Source organism: Curtobacterium sp. MCPF17_011, assembly GCF_003234145.1.
Classification (GTDB): Bacteria; Actinomycetota; Actinomycetes; order Actinomycetales; family Microbacteriaceae; genus Curtobacterium.
In genome coordinates this window covers 1-16292 of record NZ_QKSK01000007.1, presented here as the reverse complement: position 1 = coordinate 16292, position 16292 = coordinate 1, and the positions used below count along the sequence as shown (strand labels likewise).

13 protein-coding genes are annotated in these 16292 nt (G+C 72.4%); 6 read left to right on the top strand and 7 right to left on the bottom strand.

What is annotated here, in order from left to right:
* Window positions 1–91: 91 nt before the first annotated feature.
* The 6 genes from DEJ25_RS10150 to DEJ25_RS10125 form a co-directional block, all read right to left on the bottom strand.
* A complete protein-coding gene (locus tag DEJ25_RS10150; RefSeq protein WP_258366141.1) occupies window positions 92–874 on the bottom strand; it encodes a putative protein N(5)-glutamine methyltransferase in 783 nt (260 codons plus the stop codon).
* Between the two features lie 16 nt (window positions 875–890).
* Window positions 891–1868: a ribose-phosphate diphosphokinase gene (locus tag DEJ25_RS10145; protein WP_110903367.1), complete on the bottom strand. Its 978-nt coding sequence runs from the start codon at window positions 1866–1868 to the stop codon at window positions 891–893.
* 112 nt (window positions 1869–1980) lie between these two features.
* Window positions 1981–3408: a bifunctional UDP-N-acetylglucosamine diphosphorylase/glucosamine-1-phosphate N-acetyltransferase GlmU gene (gene glmU / locus DEJ25_RS10140; RefSeq protein WP_110903368.1), complete on the bottom strand. Its 1428-nt coding sequence runs from the start codon at window positions 3406–3408 to the stop codon at window positions 1981–1983.
* A 196-nt stretch (window positions 3409–3604) separates the two neighbouring features.
* Window positions 3605–4831 (bottom strand): alcohol dehydrogenase catalytic domain-containing protein, encoded by a 1227-nt coding sequence (locus DEJ25_RS10135; protein ID WP_111044613.1) that lies wholly within the window; start codon window positions 4829–4831, stop codon window positions 3605–3607.
* A gap of 680 nt (window positions 4832–5511) precedes the next feature.
* Window positions 5512–6903 (bottom strand): MFS transporter, encoded by a 1392-nt coding sequence (locus DEJ25_RS10130; RefSeq protein ID WP_258366471.1) that lies wholly within the window; start codon window positions 6901–6903, stop codon window positions 5512–5514.
* A 40-nt stretch (window positions 6904–6943) separates the two neighbouring features.
* Entirely contained in the window at window positions 6944–7957 is a 1014-nt protein-coding gene (locus DEJ25_RS10125) for a helix-turn-helix transcriptional regulator (RefSeq protein WP_110903370.1), read from the bottom strand.
* A gap of 104 nt (window positions 7958–8061) precedes the next feature.
* Between DEJ25_RS10125 and DEJ25_RS10120 the strand changes: the two genes are divergently transcribed.
* From DEJ25_RS10120 to DEJ25_RS10100, 6 genes are all read left to right on the top strand, one after another.
* The gene (locus DEJ25_RS10120) at window positions 8062–8511 is read left to right on the top strand and encodes a MarR family winged helix-turn-helix transcriptional regulator (RefSeq protein ID WP_111044612.1); all 450 of its coding nucleotides are present in this window, start codon (window positions 8062–8064) and stop codon (window positions 8509–8511) included.
* Window positions 8512–8675: 164 nt separating this feature from the next.
* A complete protein-coding gene (locus tag DEJ25_RS16695) occupies window positions 8676–8825 on the top strand; it encodes a hypothetical protein (RefSeq protein WP_181421545.1) in 150 nt (49 codons plus the stop codon).
* 98 nt (window positions 8826–8923) lie between these two features.
* Window positions 8924–10327, top strand: coding sequence for a sensor histidine kinase (locus tag DEJ25_RS10115; RefSeq protein ID WP_181427407.1), 1404 nt, complete (start codon window positions 8924–8926; stop codon window positions 10325–10327).
* Entirely contained in the window at window positions 10321–10962 is a 642-nt protein-coding gene (locus DEJ25_RS10110) for a response regulator transcription factor (protein ID WP_111044610.1), read from the top strand. Before DEJ25_RS10115 ends, DEJ25_RS10110 begins: the two co-directional genes overlap by 7 nt.
* Before the next feature lie 117 nt (window positions 10963–11079).
* Window positions 11080–11979, top strand: a complete 900-nt coding sequence (locus tag DEJ25_RS16690; RefSeq protein WP_181427406.1) for a hypothetical protein — start codon at window positions 11080–11082, stop codon at window positions 11977–11979.
* Between the two features lie 238 nt (window positions 11980–12217).
* Complete coding sequence (locus DEJ25_RS10100) at window positions 12218–13771, top strand: AMP-binding protein (protein WP_111044609.1); 1554 nt, start codon at window positions 12218–12220, stop codon at window positions 13769–13771.
* Between the two features lie 100 nt (window positions 13772–13871).
* Here the strand turns inward: DEJ25_RS10100 and opgC are convergent.
* Window positions 13872–16292 (bottom strand): OpgC domain-containing protein (opgC, locus tag DEJ25_RS10095; protein WP_111044608.1); only part of this gene is annotated, 2421 nt, incomplete at its 5' end.

The following is a 16292-nucleotide window of genomic DNA, read 5'->3' as shown; positions in this document are numbered from 1 at the left end:
CCGTCGACTTCGGCGGCGTCGCGGGGGTTCGGCGCCCTCTCGGGGGTACGGCGGCGTCTCGGGAAGTCGGCGGCGTTCCGGCCCGCAGTCGTCAGGCGGCGGGGAGGGTCGCGACCACGCAAGTGCCGTCGACCTCGTCGTCGCGGGCGAGTTCGGCCGCGAAGCCGGCCGCACGGAAGAGGCCCGCGGACACCGGCGCCTGCGCTCCCGACACCTCGATGACGACGGCCCCGCCGGGCCGCAGCCACGAAGCCGCACCGGCAGCGATCCGCCGGTGCACGTCGAGGCCGTCCGCGCCGCCGTCGAGGGCGACCCGGTGTTCGTGGTCCCGGGCCTCCGGCGGCATGGTGCCGATGGCGTCGGTCGGCACGTAGGGGGCGTTCACGGTGAGCACGTCGACCTGGCCGTGGAACCGGGTCGGCAGCGGTGCGAAGAGGTCACCCGTCACGACGATCCCCCGGTCGCCGAGGTTCTCCGCTGCCACGTCGGTGGCGTCCGGGTCGATGTCGGACGCGACGAGGTCGAGCGCGCCGATCCGTTCCAGCAGCGCCATGCCGATCGCGCCGGCACCGCAGCAGAGGTCGACGACGCGGTCGTACCGGTGCAGGCGTCGGGCGGCTTCGGTGACGACGACCCGGGTCCGAGCCCGCGGCACGAACACCCCGGGTGTCACGCGGACCCGGTGCCCGTCGAACGCCGCCCAGCCCAGGACGTACTCGAGCGGCTCCCCCGCGAGGCGCCGCTGCAGCAGCCCGCGGAGCCGGGTCGGGTCGCCGTCGCCGGCAGCGAGCAGCAGGTCGGCCTCGTCCTCGGCGAAGACGCTCCCCGCCGCGCGGAGTCGGGCGGCGAGGGCGTCCCGCGGAGTCAGTGCCACGGCTGCGTCGGAGGACTCAGGCGGCGCCGTCGAACATCGACGTCACCGAGCCGTCGTCGAAGACCTCGTGGATGGCGCGGGCGATGAGCGGTGCGATCGGCAGGACCTCGAGCTTGTCCCAACGCTTCTCGTGCGGGACCGGCAGCGTGTCCGTGACGACGACGCGGTCGATGAACTCGCTCTGCAGCAGCTCGGTCGCCGGGTCGGAGAACACCGCATGGGTGGCTGCGACGACGACGCCCTTGGCCCCGCTGGCCTTGAGGGCCTCGGCCGCCTTGGCGATGGTGCGGCCGGTGTCGATCAGGTCGTCGACGAGCAGGCACCAGCGACCGGAGACGTCACCGACGATCTCGTGCACGGAGACCTGGTTCGGGACGAGCGGGTCGCGACGCTTGTGGATGATCGCCAGCGGCGCCCCGAGCTTCTCCGACCAGATGTCGGCGACGCGCACGCGACCCATGTCGGGCGAGACGACGGTCAGCGTCTCGGGGTCGAGCATCTCGCGGAAGCGCTCGAGGAGCACCGGCATCGCGAACAGGTGGTCGACCGGGCCGTCGAAGAAGCCCTGGATCTGCGGGGCGTGCAGGTCCACACTCATGATGCGGTGCGCGCCGGCGGCCTTGAACAGGTCGGCGACCAGACGGGCCGAGATCGGCTCGCGGCCACGGCCCTTCTTGTCCTGCCGGGCGTACGGGTAGAACGGCGCGACGACCGTGATGCGCTTGGCGGAAGCACGCTTCAGGGCGTCGACCATGATGAGCTGCTCCATGAGCCACTCGTTGATCGGCGCGGTGTGCGACTGGATGACGAAGGCGTCGCAGCCGCGGACCGACTCGTCGAAGCGGGCGTAGAGCTCACCGTTGGCGAAGGTCCGGGCGTCGGTCGGGACGAGGTCGACACCGAGCTCTTCCGCGATCGACTTCGACAGTTCCGGGTGCGCTCGCCCTGCGACCAGGACGAGTCGCTTCTGGCCGGTTGTCTTGATTCCGGACACGTGTGGTGCTCACTCCCTGACCCCGTGGAGGGGCCGATCTGACCCGCCGGGGCCGATGTCCTGGGCTCCGGTCGGGGCCCACCGCTGACGGCCGCGGGGACCGTCGAAGGTGTCATTCGCCTCGCGCACGCCGAGCGGACTCGGCCGCCGGGGTACCGGGTCGGTTCTCCTCGACCCATCCCTCGGTGTTGCGCTGTGGGGCGTAGCTGATCGCGAGCGACCCGGCCGGCACGTCCTTGCGGACGGTCGTGCCTGCACCGGTGTACGCCCCGTCACCAATCCTAACCGGGGCGACGAACACGTTGTGCGACCCGGTCCGGACGTCGGAGCCGATGACGGTGCGGTGCTTGTGGACGCCGTCGTAGTTCGCCGTGATGGTGTTCGCGCCGATGTTGGAGTCCTCGCCGACCTCGGTGTCGCCGATGTAGGACAGGTGCGGCACCTTGCTGCCGCGGCCGATCACGGCGTTCTTCGTCTCGACGAAGGTCCCGATCTTGCCCCGCTCGCCCAGGATCGTGCCGGGCCGCAGGTAGGCGAAGGGTCCGACCGAGGCGCCCTCCCCGATGACCGCGAGGGTGGCGTCGACCCGGTTCACGGTGGCGCCCGCCCCGACCTCGGTGTCCCGCAGCGTGGTGCCAGGCCCGACGACGGCGCCGGTGGCGATCGCCGTCGCACCGAGGAGCTGGGTGTCGGGCAGCAGTTCGGCATCGGGTTCGATCGTGACGTCGAGGTCGATCCACGTCGAGGCGGGGTCCTGCACGCTGACCCCGGCCAGCTGGTGCCGGCGGACGATCCGGGCGTTGAGCTCCCGCGCCGCGTCGGACAGCTGCGCGCGGTCGTTGACGCCGGCGACGAGCCACGGGTCGGTCAGCGTGACGACGTCCACCCGGCCACCGCGGGCGGCGATGAGTGCCGGGACGTCGGTGATGTACTTCTCACCCTGGGCGTTCTCGGTCGTCAGGGACGGCAGCACGGCGCGCAGCTCGGTGACGTCGAAGGCGTAGATGCCGGCGTTGGCCTCGGTGATCTGCAGCTGCTCCGGTGTGGCGTCCTTGTGCTCGACGACCCCGGCGAACGACCCGTCGGCATCGCGCACGATCCGCCCGAGTCCGGTCGGATCGGGAGCGATCGCACTGACGAAGGTGGCGCCGTGGCCACCACCGCCGTGGGCGTTGACGAGGGTGCGCAGGCTCTGCGCGTCGAGCAACGGGACGTCGCCGGAGAGCACCACGACGACACCGTCGAAGTCGGCGGGGAGCGCGTCCACCGCGACCTCGACCGCACGCCCGGTCCCCGGGACGTCGTCCTGGTCCACCAGGAGGGCGTCGGGGGCTCGCTCGGTGATCTCGGCAGCGACGCGGTCGCGCTCGTGCCGCACCACGACAGCGACGTGCTCCGGAGACAGCGACTCCGCGGTCCGGAGCACGTGGGCGATGAGGGGCAGGCCGGCGAGCCGGTGCAGCACCTTGGGGAGCGAGGACTTCATGCGTGTGCCCTGCCCGGCGGCGAGGACGACGACGGCGATCCGCTGGTCGGTCATGCGTCCCATCCTGGCGCACTGCCCCGGCCGCGGCCGACCGTCGCGCCGATGTGTGGGCAACTGCGCGGAGAACCGCATCGGTGCAGGGGAAGCCGCACCGAGCCGCCGAGCCACGCACCGGCTGTCGCGGCCGGACCACGGGAGGCCCGGTGCCGGCCCGTCGGACCGGCACCGGGCCTCCAGGCCGGCACCACCGTCAGGCGGTCAAGTCCGTCAGCTCCACCTTGATCCAGCCGGGCTCGCGGCGGTCGAACGCCTCGTAGGCCTCGATGGCGGAGCCGATGCCCTCGTGCTCGGTGATGAGCGCCGTCGGGTCGAACTGCCCGGCCGCGACCATGTCGATGAGCGGCGGCGTGACCGAGTGGTGGTCGCAGTTGCCCATGCGGATGGTGAGGTTCTTGTTCATCGCCTCGCCGATCGGGTAGGACTGCGCGGTCGGGCCGTAGACGCCGATGATCCCGATCCGGCCGTACTTGGCCACCGAGGCGACCGCCCACTGCGCGACCTGCGACGGCCCGTCGCCGGGCTTCCACTGCTGCTGGTCGCCGAACCCGTCGGGTGAGGCGTCCGGAGCGACCTGCTGCACCTCGGCGTCGAACGCGGCAGCCTGCTCGTCCGACACGGCGGCCGGGCCGTGCTTCGGGCGTTCCGCGTCCACGCCGACCGCGTCGATGACCGCGTCGGCACCGATGCCGTTGGTGAGGTCCATGATCGCCTGGACCGGGTCCTCCCGGTTGTAGTCCACGACCTCGCAGTGCTGCGCGAGTGCCGCGGCGAGCCGGGTCTCGTGCCCGTCGACCACGATGACGCGGCCGGCGCCCTGCTTGTAGGCGGACGCGGCCGCGAACTGGCCGACGATGCCCGCCCCGAACACCACGACGACGTCGCCGCGGCGGACGCCGGCGAGCTCGGCGCCGAACCAGCCGGTCGGGAAGATGTCCGAGAGCAGGATCGCCTGCTCGTCGCTGACGTTCTCCGGCAGCGGGTGCATGGTGTTCTGTGCCCACGGCACGCGGACGTACTCGGCCTGCAGTCCGTCGACGGGGCCGGTGGACTGCGGGCCGCCGAAGAAGCTCGTGCCCGCCTGCGGTCCGTTCGGGTTCGCGACGTCGCACTGCGCGGTCTGGCCCATGCGGCAGTACCGGCAGGCGCCGCAGGAGATGGTCGAGTTGATGACGACGCGGTCGCCCGGGCTGAAGCCGCGGACGGCGTCGCCGACCTGGGAGACGACGCCGACGGCCTCGTGCCCGAGGATCGTGCCCTCGACCATCGGGGCCATGGTGCCGCGCACGAAGTGCAGGTCGGTGCCGCAGATCGCGGAACGGGTGATGTGCACGATCGCGTCGTGCGGGTCCTGGATGGTGGGCTCCGGAACCTCGTCGAGCCGGATGTCGCCGATGCCGTGCCAGACAACTGCCTTCATGGGTTCCTCCTCGTGGGTCGTCCGGGCGGACGCTACGCGCGGGGGTCTCCGCGGCGACGGAGGGCGGAGCGGCATGCGGACAGGCGGGCGGGCGTACTGGCCGGGCGGGCGCTGGGCGTCGACGCGCGCGGGCGCGGGGCGTCGAGAGGCCGCAATGTGTCGCTCTGGGCGCCCGAGAGAGACGGATCGCGACACCTCGGCGGAACTGAGCGGGGTGTCGCGCGACCGTGGCAGCCCCCGGACGGGAGGCACGCCCCGCGTCCGGCACCGCGCCTCCCGCCCGCCGGCCACCGGCCGCCGCGACACTCCCGGCTGCCCGACGCCGAGAGGCCGCAATGTGTCGCTGTGGGCGCCCGAGAGAGACGGATCGCGACCCCTCGGCGGAAGTGAACGGGGTGTCGCGCGACCGTGGCAGCCCCCGGACGGGAGGCACGCCCCGCGTCCGGCACCGCGCCTCCCGCCCGCCGGCCACCGTGACACCCCCGGCTGCCCCACGTCGAGAGGCCACGATGCGTCGCTCTGGGCGCGCGAGAGGGACGGATCGCGACACCTCGGCGGAAGTGAGCGGGGTGTCGTGACCGCTCGGCCGCGGGGAGGCAGAGCGCGGCGCAGCCGCAGAGGGGCGCGGGGAGGCGCGGCGCGGCGCGGCCGCAAGGGGGCGGGGCGGCAGGTCCCGCGCGTCAGGCGGCGGGCGCTGCGGACTCGTCGCGGACGAAGGCCATGAGCACGAGTCCGGCGATGAGCACCACGACGACGCCGAGGATCCCGTACCGCGTCGAGCCGCCGATCGTCACCGCGACCCCGAAGAGCGCCGGCGCGATGAACGACGCCGCCCGCCCGGTGGTGGCGTACAGGCCGAACAGCTCCCCCTCGCGGCCGGGCGTCGCCAGCTTCGCCAGGTACGCCCGGGAGGACGACTGCACCGGCCCGACGAACATGCAGAGCCCGAGACCGAGCACCCAGAACGACGCCTGCGCGGACCCGGCGAAGAGCACCGCGGTGCCGAACACCGACAGGCCGACGAGCGACACCATGATGAGCGGCCGGGACCCGAAGCGGTCGTCGAGCCGTCCGGAGACCACGGTGGAGATGCCGGCGACGACGTTCGCCACGATCGCGAACATGATGACGCCGGACGGACTGAAGCCGAACACCTGCGCGGCGATGATGCCGCCGAAGGTGAACACCGCGCCGACGCCGTCGCGGAACACCGCGCTGGCGAGCAGGAAGGCCAGCACGTTCCGCCGGGTGCGCCAGAGCCGGGCGACGTCGCGGCCGAGGTCGGCGTAGGCGGACCAGATCGACGCGCGGCGGTCGGGGTCGGCGGGCGCCTCCGGGACGACGACGAACAGCGGGATCGAGCTGACGGCGAGCCAGACGGCGGCGATGCCGATCGCGACACGGACGTCCCACTGCCCGGTCGCGACGGTCGCGGGCAACTGCAGGAGGCCACCCTTGCCGGTGACGCCGAAGTCCTGGATGCAGAGCAGCAGCAGCACGATGAGCAGCACGATGCCGCCGAAGTACCCGGCGGCCCAGCCGATCGCGGAGACGCGGCCGGTCTTCGGCCCGGTGGCGACCTGGCCGATCATGGCGTTGTAGCCGACGCAGGCGATCTCGTAGGCGACGGTGCCGATGCCGATGAGGGCCGCCCCGAGCACGAGGTACGGCTGCTCGGGCGCGACGAAGACCATGCCGACGATCGACAGGACGATGCCGATCGTGGCGATGAGCACCGAGCGCTTCCGGTGGCCGGACGTGTCCGCGAGCCGGCCGATCGCCGGCGCGACGAGGGCGACGACGATCCCGGCGATCGTCAGCGCCGTGGAGACGATCGCGGCGTTGTGCGCGAGTTCGCGCTCGACGGCGGCGGCCGCGGCGGACGACGAGTCCTCGGCGGCGACGAGTGCCGGGTCGACGAACGCCCGGCTGGCCAGGTACGTGCTGAACACGAACGTCGTGACGACGGCGTTGAAGGCGGCGGAGCCCCAGTCCCAGAGCGCCCACGACACCAGCGCTCGACGCCGGAGCGGGGTCGGCGGTGCCTCGGCGGTCATCGGCGTACCGGTCATGGCGGAACCGTAGCGCCTCCGGGCGTCCGGCAGGCGCGCCTCAGCGCCGCAGCGTCTGCTTCGGGTACTCGCCGAACCGCTCCGCGTAGGACGCCGAGAACCGTCCGAGGTGCGCGAAACCCCAGCGGGTGGCGACCTGCCCGACCGAGACCGTCCTGGGGTCGAGCGCGAGCAGCTCCTCGTGCACCCGGTCCAGCCGCACCTGCCGCAGGTAGCTCAGCGGCGACACCCCGAAGGTGCGCCGGAACGCCTCCTGCACGCTGCGGACGCTGAGCCCCGCGACCTGCGCCAGCTCGGTGATCGTGATCGGGTCGTCGGCATGCGCGTGGATGTGCTCGACGGCGGCTCGGAGCTTCGCCTGCCGCGGGTGCAGCAGTTCCGCGGGCAGCTGGTCGAGCTGCGGCGGGACGACCCGCAGGAAGGCGTCGACGGTCTGCCGCTTCGCCTCGTGCCAGACCAGGGAGCCGGTCCCGCCCTCCCGCAGTGCGCGGGCCAGGGCACCGAGGGAGTCCCGCCAGTGCCGCACGATCAGGCTGTCCGCGGGCCGCAGGTGGTCGAAGCGCATCTCACGCGTGCCCACGTCGAAGCGTTCGGCGGCGACCTCCCGGACGAACCCACGGTCGAGGTGGACGAGCTGCTGGTCGTAGTCGGTGGCCACGAAGACGACGTCGCGGTGCGCCGGGAAGAGCATCGGCACTCCGACACGCAGGGCGACCCGGTCACGGAGGACGTCCGGCGTGCCGGAGCCCGCGGTGAGCCAGCTCATCACCAGGTCGTCTCCGGGTGCCGACGCGCCGCGGAGGAAGCCGTTCATGGTGGACCGGCGCATCGACACCTCGGAGTCGCCGATCGCCGTGTAGCGGTAGGAGTACTCCCCCTCGGTCCGTCGTGACAGCCACTGCTTGCCGGAGTAGATGCCGGCGAGGTCGCGGACGGCGGCGTCGGGGTCGGAGCCGGCCACCTCGAACCGCACCGGCACCGCGGTGTCGGCGGGCGCCTCCCGTCCGGCCGGCTCCCGGGTCTCCCGGGGTTCCGGAGCGAGCGACTCGCTCACGTCGTCACCACGCTGTGCTCGAGACCAGCGGTATCTGGATACCCTTGCGGCGAGCACGCCGGTCCCCACTCCGGTGTGCCGCGACGCACCGAGGAGGGCATCCGGTGAGTGACCTCGACGTCATGGGTGCCCTGACCCGTCTGGAGCATGCCTCGGCCGCGTTGCGGAACCGCCTTCGCGACCGCACCGGTGTCTCCGGCACGGACCTGTCGGTCCTGCAGTACGTCTGGCGAGCGAGGAGCGGCGACCGCTCGGTCCGGGTGAAGGACCTGACGTCGCACCTCGGCCTCACGGGGCCCGCGGTGACGGGCGTGATCGACCGGCTGGAACGTCAGGGGATCCTGCAGCGCGTCCCGAACCCGGAGGACGGTCGGAGCCGGTTCATCGAGCTGACGCCCGGCCAGGAGCAGGTGTTCGCAGCGGCGCTGGACGGCACCAACGAGCAGTTGCACGAACTCCTGTCCTCCTTCTCGGAACGAGAGCGCCGACGCCTCGTCCGCATCGTCGACCGCATCGTCGGGGCGCTCGACGGCGGGGTGCCGCCCACGTCGTAAGGCAGGTTATGGGCCACTCGGTTCGCACCCGGGCGAATTGTCCATGCAACGCGGATGGGTAACTTCTCGACCTACTTGTCCGGGCGTGGCTCCGAACGCGGCCGTACCGTCGGACACGATCAGGACCCCTCGCACGGGGGTCACCGCCGACGGGAAGGGACACCATGGGCCTGTACGAGACCGAGCCGGGCGTCGATCCGGTGCGCATCACCACCATCCGCCGTCTGCGCCGTCGCTGGAAGCACGGCGAGCAGCCCACGGAGGACCAGGGGCTGTTCGACGACCTCTTCGTGGCGACGACGAAGCAGCGCTGACGCAGCGACGTCGACACCTCGACGGGAGGCCCGTGGCGGGATCGCCACGGGCCTCCCGTCACGTCCGGGGACGCTCGGGCGCGGGTTACGGTGACCCTGTGCCCGGACTACGAACCCTCGACTCCGAGTACGGCGACGACGCCGTGCTCGTCGTCCGACGCGACCTGCGTCGCCGCCCGGCCCGGTCGGTACCGTGGCGACGGGTGCTGGTGGGCGTGGTCCTCGCGGCCCTGCTCGGTGGTGCGGCCGTGGCGACGGTCGGCACGCTCGTCTCGCAGCGCACGGCGGAAGGGTTCGCCGTCGCGGACGCGACCGACGACACCGCCGCCGTCGCCCGCGCGGTCGTGGAACCGGCGCTGCTCGACGCCGTGGCCGACCCGGGGGCGTCCGCCGCCGACCGTCGTGCTGCCGCCGACCGGCTGGACCGCGCCGTGCGGGCCGTGACCGCCGCGACCGGTGCAGTCCGCGTGAAGCTCTGGGCCGCGGACGGCACCGTCCTGTGGTCCGACGAACCCCGCCTGGTCGGGCAGCGGTTCGCACTGTCCGAGGACGACCTCGAGGCGCTCGAGTCCGACCGCTCCGACGCCGAGGTGTCCGACCTGACCGCGCCGGAGAACCGGTACGAACGGGGGCAGGGGCCGCTCCTCGAGGCTTACCAGGCGGTGCACGTGCCCTCCGGCGACGCGCTGCTGCTCGAGGTGTACTACCCGTACGACGCCGTCCTCGGCAGCGCGGCCTCGCTCCGTTCGGCGTTCGCCACGCTGGCGTTCGGCACCGTCGGCGTCGGCATCGCACTGCTGCTGCCCGTCGTGCTGTGGCTGCTGCTGCGGCTGCGCTCCGGCCAACACGACCGGGAGCGGTTGCTCGTCCGGGCCCTCGATGCCGAGACCGCCGAGCGCCGCCGTCTCGCCGCCGACCTGCACGACGGTCCGGTGCAGGACATCGCCGGACTCGCGCTCGGCCTCGGTGCCGCCGCCCGGAGCATGCCCGGACCCGGTGCCACGGTGCTCGAGGAGTCCGCGACGACGCTGCGGTCCGCGGTGTCGGCCCTGCGGTCGTCCATGTCCGCGATCCAACCGGCGGCCCCCGACCGCGACGGGCTCCGCGCAGCGCTCGACGACGCGACCGCCCGCGGGCGCGCGGCCGGTCTCGCGGTGCGACTCGACGTGCCCGCGACCGTCCCGGCCGCTCCCCCGGCGCTGCTCGCCGCCGTGCGCTTCGTCCGCGAGGCCGTCGCGAACGCCGTCCGGCACGCGCGTGCGACCACCGTCCGGGTGCATGTCGACCGACGGGACGACGAGCTCGTCGTCCGCGTGTCCGACGACGGGGTCGGCTTCGACGCGGAGGCCGTGCTCCGGTCACGACGCAGCGGTCACCTCGGCACCACCCTGCTCCGCCAGATCGCCGAGGACGCCGACGGCTCGCTGTTGCTCCGGACCGCCCCGGGTGCCGGCACCACCTGGGAGCTCGCGGTCCCCGCCGGGAGGGAGTCCGGATGGTGAGGGTGCTGATCGTCGACGACCACGCCCTGGTCCGCGGTGGTCTCCGTGCGGTCCTCGACACGACCGACGACTGCGAGGTGGTCGGTGAGGCCGCGACCGGTGAGGACGCCGTCGACCAGGCGCTCGCGCTCCGTCCCGACGTGGTGGTGATGGACCTGTCGATGCCCGGTGCCGGCGGCGTGGTCGCGACCGCGAGCCTGCACGTGGGTCTGCCGTCCGCCCGGGTGCTCGTGCTGACGACCTTCGCCGACGACGCCCGGGTCCGGGCCGCGCTGGCTGCGGGGGCGACCGGCTACCTGCTCAAGGACGCCACCCCGGACGACGTCGTACGGGCGGTGCGGGCGACCGCGCGCGACGAGGTGCCGATCGACCCACGGGTCGCCCGGAGCCTGCTGCCCGCGGCGGAAGCAGTGCGCGATCCGCACGCCGCACCCGCCACGTCCGGGCCGGTGCTGTCGCCGCGCGAGCGGGAGGTCCTCGTCCGCCTGGCCCGCGGGCTGTCGAACCGGCAGATCGCGTCCGAGCTGGGGATCGCCGAACGGACGGTCAAGGTGCACGTCGGCAGCGTCTTCCGACGACTCCAGGTGGCGGACCGCACGACCGCGGCGCTCTGGGCGCGGGACCACGGGTACTAGTACCAAGGTCCGATGGTGCCCGTGTGGTGGAACGGCGACGATCGTGCCGAGGGGTCGAACCGCCCCGCACATCGAACCGGTCCGGACTCTCGAACCGCCCCGCACAGGAGGCACACCATGCCCACCACCACCGACCACCGCACCGGCCGTACCGGCCGTACCGGCGGGACGACCACGCTCCTCGCGGCGGCCCTCGCCGCCGCCACCGTCGCCGCGGTCGCCCTCGTCGGGGTCGCCCCGGCACAGGCGTCCGGCAAGACCTCGACCGGCGGCGACTACGCCGTCACGGTCAACGGCACCACCACGAACCCCGCCGTCGGCAAGGACTACAAGCTCCGGGACACCGCCGTCTCGGGCACCATCGCGGTCCGCGGCAAGCACAACGGCTTCGACATCCGGCTCGCCGACCTCGGCGTGTACGACTACACGCTGACCGGTGCGCCCGACTCGCAGCGGATGGTCACGAAGCCGACGGTCGTGTTCGCGTCGAAGGTGCCCTCGCTCACCGCCGCGCAGCTCGCCGGCACCCGGCTGTCGTCACTCGAGGTCCGCGACGACACCCTCGTCGCGATCTTCAGCACCGGCGCCGGCAAGTTCAAGATCCAGGCGAAGGACGGCGCGCAGGGCGGGATCTTCCAGATGGAGACCGAGTTCGCCGGTCCCGTCACCTTCACCCACACGCTCGGTGCCGGACTGTTCTACTTCGTCAACCCGTACACCGGCAAGGTCAACTTCGGCGACGGCACCGCCGCCGTGACCGCCGGCAGCGACGCGCACCAGATGCTGCTCGGCAAGGACAGCCCGCAGGTCGCCACGAAGACCTCGCAGACGGCGACGACCACCACCTGGACGGTGCAGCCCGGCGGCCGTCTCGGTGGGGTGCTCGGCGAGGACGCCGTCGAACTCAGCGCCGGCGCGACGAACTGCACGAGCGACTGCCAGGCGCAGAACCAGATCCGCGGCTCCCTGCCGGTGCCGCCGGACCCGGTGGATCCCACGCCCATCGGGTCGCGCTGAGCGTCGCGCACCAGCGCACACCAGGACGGACGGGAGGCCCGTGGCGGGATCGCCGCGGGCCTCCCGTCCGTCGTGGTGCGACCCGGGTACGGCGCCCTGTCCGCCGAACGGGGGCTGCATGCGGACCGCCCGTGCTGGGTAGCGTCGGGAGGGCGGTCGGACCCGACGACCGCGCAGCGTCGTCTCACCAGCGGCGCGAACGAGGGCGACGACGCCCGCATCGACGAAGAGGGGCACGATGTCCACCAGCACCACCGGACCGGGAACACTGAACGTCGCCACGATCGTGGCCGAGGGCGCACGACGGCACCCCGGCAAGACCGCCGTCCTCACCGCGATGCCGGACGGCGTCCACGAACTGACCTACGGCGAGCTCTGGGAGCGGGTCCGCGCGACCGCCGGTGGCCTCCGCGCCCGCGGAGTCGAGCGCGGCGACCGGGTCGCGGTGATGCTGCCGAACGTGCCCGAGTTCCTGGTGGCGTACTTCGCCGTCCTCGCGATGGGCGCCGTCGTCGTCCCGATCCACCTGCTGTTCAAGCGCGAGGAGATCACCCACGTCCTCGGCCGCTCCGGCGCCCGCGTGCTCGTCGCCGCCGGCTCGGTGCTCGGCGAGGCCGGCCCCGCGGCCGCCGAGACCGGTGCACTCGTCGTCGGCGTCGGGGCCGGCGACGACGTCCTCTCGCTGACCGCGCTGGCGTCGGAGGGCGAGCCGCTCGACGCCGTCGTCGCGACGAACCCGCTCGACCCCGCCACCATCCTGTTCACCAGCGGCACGACCGGGCAGCCCAAGGGTGCCGTCGGGTCGCACTTCGCCCTCGTCGAGCAGGTCAACGTCTGCATCATCGACGTGTTCGACCTGCGCGAGGAGGACGTCGTCTTCGGCGGCCTCCCGCTGTTCCACACGTTCGGGCAGACGGTCGTGATGAACACCACGCTCCGCCGCGGAGCGACGATCGTGCTGCTCCCCCGCTTCGACGCGGCCACCGCGCTGCAGCTGTGCACCGACCAGCAGGTGACCGCGTTCCTCGGCGTCCCGACGATGTTCATCGCGCTCCTCGGGGCAGCCGAGCAGCACGACGCCCGACCGCCGTTCCGCTGGTGCGTCTCCGGCGGCGCCGCCCTGCCCGCCGCCGTGCTGGAACGCTTCGAGTCGACCTTCCGGGCGCCGATCCAGGAGGGTTACGGCATGACCGAGACCTCTCCGGTCATCTCGGTGAACCCACGCGGCGTCCCGAGCCGGGCCGGCAGCGTCGGTCCCGCCGTGTGGGGTGTCGACGTCGTCGTGGCGGACGCCGAGGTCGAGGGACGCATCGTGCCGGTGCCGGTCGGTGAACCGGGCGAGATCGTGGTCCGGGGGCACAACCTGTTCCTCGGCTACCTCGACGACCCCGAGTCCACCGAGGCCGCGATGGCCGACGGGTACCTGCGCACCGGCGACATCGGCGTCCTGAGCGACGACGGGTACGTCAGCATCGTCGACCGCAAGAAGGACCTCATCCTGCGGAACGGGTACAACGTCCACCCGTCCGAGATCGAGGCGGTGCTGCACCGGCACGAGGACGTCGCCTCGGCCGCGGTGTTCGGCGTCGACCACCCGGTGCACGGGCAGGAGGTGCACGCGGCCGTGGTCCTCCGCGACGGCGCGGCGGGGTCCGACGCGCTCGACGCGTTCGTGCGCGACCGCGTCGCCTCGTTCAAGTACCCGCGGGTCTACCACGTGGTCGACGTGCTGCCGATCGGTCCGAGCGGGAAGGTGCTGCGTCGGGAGCTCACGCGGCAGTACGGGGACTGACGGCGCGACCCGGCGGACGGGGCGGACGACGGACGGGAGGCCCGTCACCAGCTGGTGACGGGCCTCCCGTCCGTTCCGTCGCCGCCCTGCGGTCGGACCGTCAGCGCGGGATGACGGAGAACAGGAACTTCCGCCGCACCATGTACCAGCTGAGCAGGATGAGCGCGGTGTGGACGGCGGTGCCGATCCAGACGTTGCCGTAGTCGAGGGGCAGTGACGCGATCACCAGCGCGAAGAACACCTGCCACACGAAGACGTAGAGACTGGCCTGCCCAAGCGGGATCCACAGCCACCCGATGACCGCGTTCACCGGCTTCCAGAACACGGTGAGGATCGCGTACGAGACGATCGCGAAGAAGGCGATGTCGATCAGGCGACCCCACTGCAGGTCCACACGCTGGTACGCGGTGTTGTAGAGGTCCTGGTACATGGTCGCGGGGAACGGTGCCGGGGTGAACGCGAACCGGTCGCCCGCCCACACGTAGACCAGGAACGCCGCGTACCCGCAGACCAGCACGCCGATGAGCACCTTGCCGAGCCGTCCGGTCAGCGCCCGGGTGATCTGGCGTCGGTAGTAGCCGAGCACCAGGCCGTGGGTGAACACCACCTGCCAGGTCAGCAGCGGGAACACCGCGTCGAACTGCGCGTTGAGCGGCTTGAACTCGGGGTGCACCGCCTGGAAGACGTAGAGCGCCCAACTGACGACGAGCAGCGCCCACCAGTACCCGCGGCGGATCACCCACATGAACACCGGGATGAACAGGCTGAGCACCACGAACAGACCCATGATGTTGAACGGCCACGGGCCCATCTCGAGCAGCAGGAACTGCCGGATCGCGTACCAGGGCGGCGGGTACGCCAACAGCTGCATCGCGTTCGGGTACAGGTCGTAGACGCGTCCCTCTGCCTGCACCCCGTCGAGGCCGGTGCCGCGGTCGGTGAACGTCGTGATCGCGTCGGTGTCGAGCAGCGGGACGAAGCTCAACGCGAAGACGATGAGGATCACCACGAGCGTGACGACGTACTGCTTGCGGGCACGCTTCCAGGCGCCGACCGCGGACGCCCACTCGCCGAAGCGGGCGACGCCCAGGGGGTAGACCATGCCGAGCACCATGCCGGAGAGGAACACGAACATCTCGGCGCCGGTGATCGCGCCGACCGCGTGCAGCGTCAAATACGAGTACGGGCCGGAGACCTCGATGTGCGTGATCACCACCGCCAGGATGATGAAGCCGCGGAACAGGTCCAGGCGCAGGTCACGCCCCGGTTTGCCGTCGTCCGGGTACCGCCAGCTCGGCACGAACCGTCCGACCAGACCGCTCAGGACGAACACGAGCGCGAGCCCTGCCGCCAGCCAGACGATCCACGCCATCTGGTCGCCGCCGGTGTCGAGCTGCTGGTTCGTCGCGGCAGCGCCCTGCTGCGGGGTCACCCGGTCGGTGACCGGGCCGAAGACGAACTGGTCGGCGCCCTGCAGGTCCGTGCGGAACGAACCCGCGGTGCCCGGGGCCTTCGCGAAGCGCCAGTCGGCCACACGGTTGCCGGCCTCCGGTTCACGGCGGTTCGCCTCGATGAACGTGACCCCGCGGATCTCGGGGGTCTTCCGCACCTCGGCGATGACCTGCCGCCACCAGCCCTGCTTCACCTGCAGCTCGCCGGCACCGCCGAGTGAGTGGTCGTAGAGCGCGCCGGTGTCCAGCAGCATCGGGCGATCACGTTCGACGGCGAACCGGTCGACGAACGAGCCGGGCTGCTGCCGGTCGTAGCCCCAGCGCTCGGCGAAGCGCTGCGCGACCTCGTCGGACGCCGGCACGTCGTTGCTCGTCAGCGGGACGTCGCGACCCGCTGCCTCGGTGGCCTTGCCCTTGCCGAAGTAGAACATGGACAGGCCGACCCAGTCGACGGACGACGCCCCGGGCCAGTACGGCTCGTAGGGGTCGTCGGCCGCGGTGATCTGGCCGTCACCGTTCGTGTCGAGCTTCTCGGTGTCCGTCGCCGACAGGTCCGCCAGGCGGCCGGCCGACGAGCCGAACGGGTAGCCGGCACCGTAGGAGGGCGACCACACCATGCGGGCGTCCGAGTTCCCTGTGTGCACCTGCCGCGCCACGGTCCGGAAGGCCCGCACGAACTGCGTCGGCTGCTGCCCCCACCGCACCCACGTGCCGTTCATCTGCGGGGCGAAGCGGACCAGGAGCTGGGTGTCGTACTGCCGGTGGGCCTGCTCGAACAGGGTGTTCGCGCGTCCGGCGTCGGCCTTGGTCAGTGATCGGAGGGACTGGTCCGGCACCAGGCTGACGACGAGCACGGCGCCCTGCGCGGCGGCCGCCCGGGTGGAGCGGAGGAACTGCTCCTCGGCCCGCCGATCGACCGGGTAGGCGATCTCGACCCCGTACATCGACGGGATCGCGTCGAGCCGGCCCTCGTAGCCGTCGGGGGCGTCGGAGCCCCAGTCGAGGTCGGGGCCGAACCAGGTCTTCCCGGTCGGCGGGGTCAGTGCGGACTTCGGGGTGGGCGTCGGGGC